Consider the following 4,325-nt stretch of genomic DNA (forward strand, 5'->3'; position numbering starts at 1 on the left):
TCCCCGTTCCTTCAGGCTTACGAAATTACCGTTTCCGAGTATGATGTGGTCAAGAAGATCGATACCAAGCAGGCATCCGCTGTCTTGCAAACGCCCCGGAAGGATGGTTGTGGCAAGCGACGATTGAAGCGGAATTCGCGAGGATTGCTAGTTTAAAAGTCTCATGCGGATGTACCAAGGATGCGTTCAGCGTTCCGGTAGAAACCTGATGGATGGCGGTCGGCTCGTTCTTCGTGTTCAGGCAAAGGATGCAGAATGTTTCCCTGTCACAGTCCCCGATGAACTGGCAAATAAGCGCTGCCGCATCCGCCGGGGTGCGGATCTTTCGGTTCGGGTAGAAAATCGAACTCGATTCGCTTACCATTCGCAGGCTAACAACCTGAACTCTTTTCGCAAGCATTCCTTGAGGGGAATCCGAGGGATCCATCGTCACAGGAAAATAGACACCCCGTCTAGCATTCCTGCGAACCACTCTTCCGTTGTGCCGGGCTGGGATCCGACGAGTGATCTGAAGTCGTAAAAGTTGTCTGAAGTATAGAATATTAAATTGCAGATAGAGTCCTTGTATAGTATCCTACAGGCACTACATAGAAGGAGGTAAATTGTTCATGAACTGGTATGAATCTTCGTTACCTGATATCAATGAAATTAAAGAACGTTTGCAAGTGATTATTCCTGAAAATGTTGATGACGCCAATTATGCCAGAAATATAACGGCAGCTCGTACTGTTTTTGTTATGCTGTATTCTTTCGCAATTGAAGGGGAAAGTGGGAGAATACGCCCTTCAACCGTGACTGTTATGACTGACAAGCAGTCAAAGAAGCAATCTCGGCTAGAAAGGGAAATGTGGCTTTCAGTAATGTTAGGGGCTAAAAAGCCAAACGACCCAGAGCGGTGGTACAGTGAAAATACTCGTGAGCCGATCCGAGATGATACCATTGCAACGCTGAAGCAGCTGGGAGCTGTTTGTGAAGTGCCTGGAATTCCAGTGACCTCATCCAAGCCAAGATATTTTCTTGCAAGAGACTTTGTTGAATTATTAAATCCGTCTCTCATTGGTGAACTGTTAGAAGTATCCGTTCGGAAATGGCAAGAACTTCATTTGGCAAAAGGGGCGCTTATTCTTCAGAGTCTGCGGGAACAAGAACGTAGAAGTCAGATTTTTGTGGAGTTTGGTCATACTAAGCATCCATTAGCTTCTGGAATGAGTTCTGTGTTAACCAAGGCAGCCGTTGAGATTTTTGCAAAGAACTTTATGGAGAAGCCCGAAGTCCTTTTGATTAGTGAATCCGCAGATAAGGTTCATTGGAAATTCGGTAAGCTTCTACAAAGTCTGCGGCTTGCGCTGAATCCCAAGAGAGCGTTGCCAGATGTTATCATAGCAGAAACTGGAAGAAAAGAATTCTGTTTAGTCTTCATCGAAATCGTTCATACAGATGGGCCGATCTCGAATGATCGGAAAAGAGAGTTGTTAGAGTTTGCTGGAGAGAGTGGCTTGCAGGAACACGAATGTACTTTTGTAACGGTATTTGCTTCAAGGTCTGATTCAGCATATCGAAGAGTTCAAGGAAGTCTAGCGTGGGGATCATTTGTTTGGTTCGCAGATGAGCCTGAGAGAATCATCCACCTGATTGATACACCAAAGCAAAGCTTGACTCTAGTGGACCTGTTGATGCTCTAGAGGTCAAAAAGCTGCCCGGTAGCAGGCAGCTTCTTTTAATTTGCTGTAACCCCTAGAGTTCTTTCAATAATTAGGTCAACCTCTTCTTGTTCCGGAAAATTTTCACCAATCAATTCGCCCATTTCTATAAGTTGGCTCTTAGTCGGATATGGCAAGCTTTTTAAGTCTCCGACGTTCACCTGAGTATGACCATTAAATTGACGAAAGTAGCGATCAATAACTGTTGAGCTCAAGTAAAGTGCTAGACCCTTGGCTAATTCAAGGGGCAGACCAGTATTATTGGTATGGAAATAATTCACATGATTTTCAAATCCAACAAAGTCTGCTTCAATTTTCGATTGATCGTAAATGGCAGGTACAACCCTCTTTGGTTCTTCCTTTGCTGAGAAACGTTTAACGAGGACATAGTTTCCACTAGGTAAGAGCAAATTAATGGTGTCATTGTTTAAGTGAATTCCATTTGGCTTCTTAGCCGAGGAGACAGGCCAATTAATATGTCCGTTAGAAAAATGAAGTGGATATATCAATGGAACAACATCATCACCTATATCTTCATCTTCATATCTTAGATTTTCTTTTGTACGAAAGTCAACGACTCTCCCTGTGGAAACTTGTAGACCTATCTGTTCCAACGTTGACGAGATTCCTTTTAGAGCATTTTTAAGAGCAACTTCTGTTCGATCTTTTGCTAATCTGATAAACATATCCTCATCATTAGGATGGACGAGGTGGCTTTTATGGAGCCTGTAGGATAGGGATGGTGTCATCGTACCGACAGAAGTTGTAATACTTACATACCTGTTATTTTTATTTTTCTCCGCAAGATAGATAATGTTTTCCTGCAAGACATCATCTTCGCTGAAGACTTCCCTTCTTGATTCAAACAAATGTATTTTTTTAAAGGACATGTCTGAGAGAAAGTCCACTCGAAACTTAGTATAATAGGTTCCATTACAAAAGCTGCGGGGGGTGATCGCAACTAATTGGCCGGATTCAGCCAAAAGTCGTTTGCTAACCGCTACAAACCCAGTGTAAAGATTAGTTGTTTCTACTCCGATTTGTCTTAAAAGAATTCGAGCTGTGGAATCCGCAGCAATCTTTTTATATGGCGGATTCACAATAATTGAAGTAAAGGTCGTGTTATCTTGATTAGTAATTAGTTGAAGCCCAAATTCAAGAAAGTCACGGTTTACGATTCTGGATGAAAATTCGATTCCTACTTTTTGGCAAAGTTTAGAGCAAAGATCTAGCGTCTTAGTTATGACGGGGATAAGCGCTTCATCAATTTCTACAGCCACAACGTCAATACTCACGGGTTTTCTTTTTTTTCTTGCATAGGCGTTCAATATAAGCAGCTGTCAGTATTCCTACACCTGCACCAGGATCGAGAATTTTAACATGACTCTCGTTGTTGTCAAACATCTTAGCCATAAAACTTGCTACAATTGAACTGGTAAAGAACTGTCCGAGTTCTGATTTAAGTGCTCTGTCTTTTGTCGCTCCAACTTCTCTCCGAACACGATTAATCTCAGCAAGAGTATTAATTTGTGCCAAGGCTACAATCCTCCTAATGCACACCTAGAACGAAATGCGCAGTTCCGATTTTATTATTTTACTGAATGTTGATGACCCAGTCTATGCACATGGCATCTGGAAATATTAAGGACATCTAGTTAACTGCAAAAGAAGAAGCACAACGCAAATAAGGAGTTCCTTATTACGTGTGCTTCACCTTGAGCTAAATCATACACTTGCACCTGGGCAATGTCAAGAAAAATGGGAACATTAGTTCCCGGAAGGCTAAAGGGAGTTGTTGTAAGTTAAGTTTTGATTAGCTAGCATATGGAATATTGAGGTATAATTTCAAATGTGCTATGAACACAAAAATTTGAAGAGGTGCTTTCATGTCCTTACAAGATGAAATTACTTTAATGTCAAAAGTAATCATGACTGATAGTTATCCTATGTCTATAGGAGAGCTTTCAAATATCTACAAGGATGGAGACATGGATCTTCATCCCGAATTCCAACGGATATTCAGATGGGATATAAAACAAAAGTCCAATCTAATTGAATCCATTTTACTGGGAATTCCGATTCCACCTATCTTTGTGTATCAAACCAAGGAAGGTGTATGGGATGTAATTGATGGTCTTCAGAGACTTTCTACAATTTTTGAGTTTATGGGAATTTTAAAGAGCGATGATTTAAATGGTGAAATTAAGGAAGTAGCAGCAAGTAAGTTAATTAAAACAAAATTCTTACCCTCACTTGAAGGAAAGTTCTGGGAATCAGAAGATGAAGAAAATAGCTTAGACGAGGCGCAAAGAAGATTTATTAAACGCGCAAAGCTAGATATTAAAATAGTAGAAAAATCAAGTGACCCTAATGCAAAGTATGAACTCTTTCAAAGATTGAATACAGGTGGAGCTCATCTTAGTCCTCAAGAGATTAGAAACTGTCTACTCGTTATGATTAATAGAGACCTTTATTTAGCTATTAAGGAATTAAACGAGTATGAAAACTTTAAAGATTGTTTGCCTCTAACCGACAACAATGTGGAGCAACAAAATGATATGGAAATGGTCGTCAGATTCATTGTTGCTAGGCATAGTAACCTGGATGAAATAAATAGAGAAGACA

General features: G+C 40.6%; 4 protein-coding genes and 1 pseudogene. 2 read left to right on the top strand and 3 right to left on the bottom strand.

Going from position 1 to position 4,325, the window contains the following annotated elements:
• Positions 1 to 427: pseudogene (locus tag BN871_RS27280) on the bottom strand (JAB domain-containing protein); the annotation flags it as partial.
• Between the two features lie 181 nt (positions 428 to 608).
• Here BN871_RS27280 and BN871_RS25900 point away from each other — a divergent pair.
• Complete coding sequence (locus BN871_RS25900) at positions 609 to 1,682, top strand: BsuBI/PstI family type II restriction endonuclease (RefSeq protein WP_048750050.1); 1,074 nt, start codon at positions 609 to 611, stop codon at positions 1,680 to 1,682.
• Positions 1,683 to 1,717: 35 nt separating this feature from the next.
• On the opposite strand, the gene BN871_RS25905 is transcribed toward BN871_RS25900, so the two are convergent.
• Together BN871_RS25905 and BN871_RS28110 are read right to left on the bottom strand one after the other, a co-directional pair.
• A complete protein-coding gene (locus tag BN871_RS25905; RefSeq protein WP_048750051.1) occupies positions 1,718 to 2,995 on the bottom strand; it encodes an Eco57I restriction-modification methylase domain-containing protein in 1,278 nt (425 codons plus the stop codon).
• Positions 2,985 to 3,236, bottom strand: a complete 252-nt coding sequence (locus BN871_RS28110) for an SAM-dependent DNA methyltransferase (protein ID WP_048750053.1) — start codon at positions 3,234 to 3,236, stop codon at positions 2,985 to 2,987. The genes BN871_RS25905 and BN871_RS28110 overlap by 11 nt, the downstream gene beginning before the upstream one ends.
• Before the next feature lie 350 nt (positions 3,237 to 3,586).
• Between BN871_RS28110 and BN871_RS25915 the strand changes: the two genes are divergently transcribed.
• Positions 3,587 to 4,325 (top strand): DUF262 domain-containing protein (locus BN871_RS25915; protein ID WP_048750054.1); only part of this gene is annotated, 739 nt, incomplete at its 3' end.

The sequence above is a fragment of the Paenibacillus sp. P22 genome, assembly GCF_000469945.2.
GTDB lineage: Bacteria > Bacillota > Bacilli > Paenibacillales > Paenibacillaceae > Paenibacillus_O > Paenibacillus_O humicus.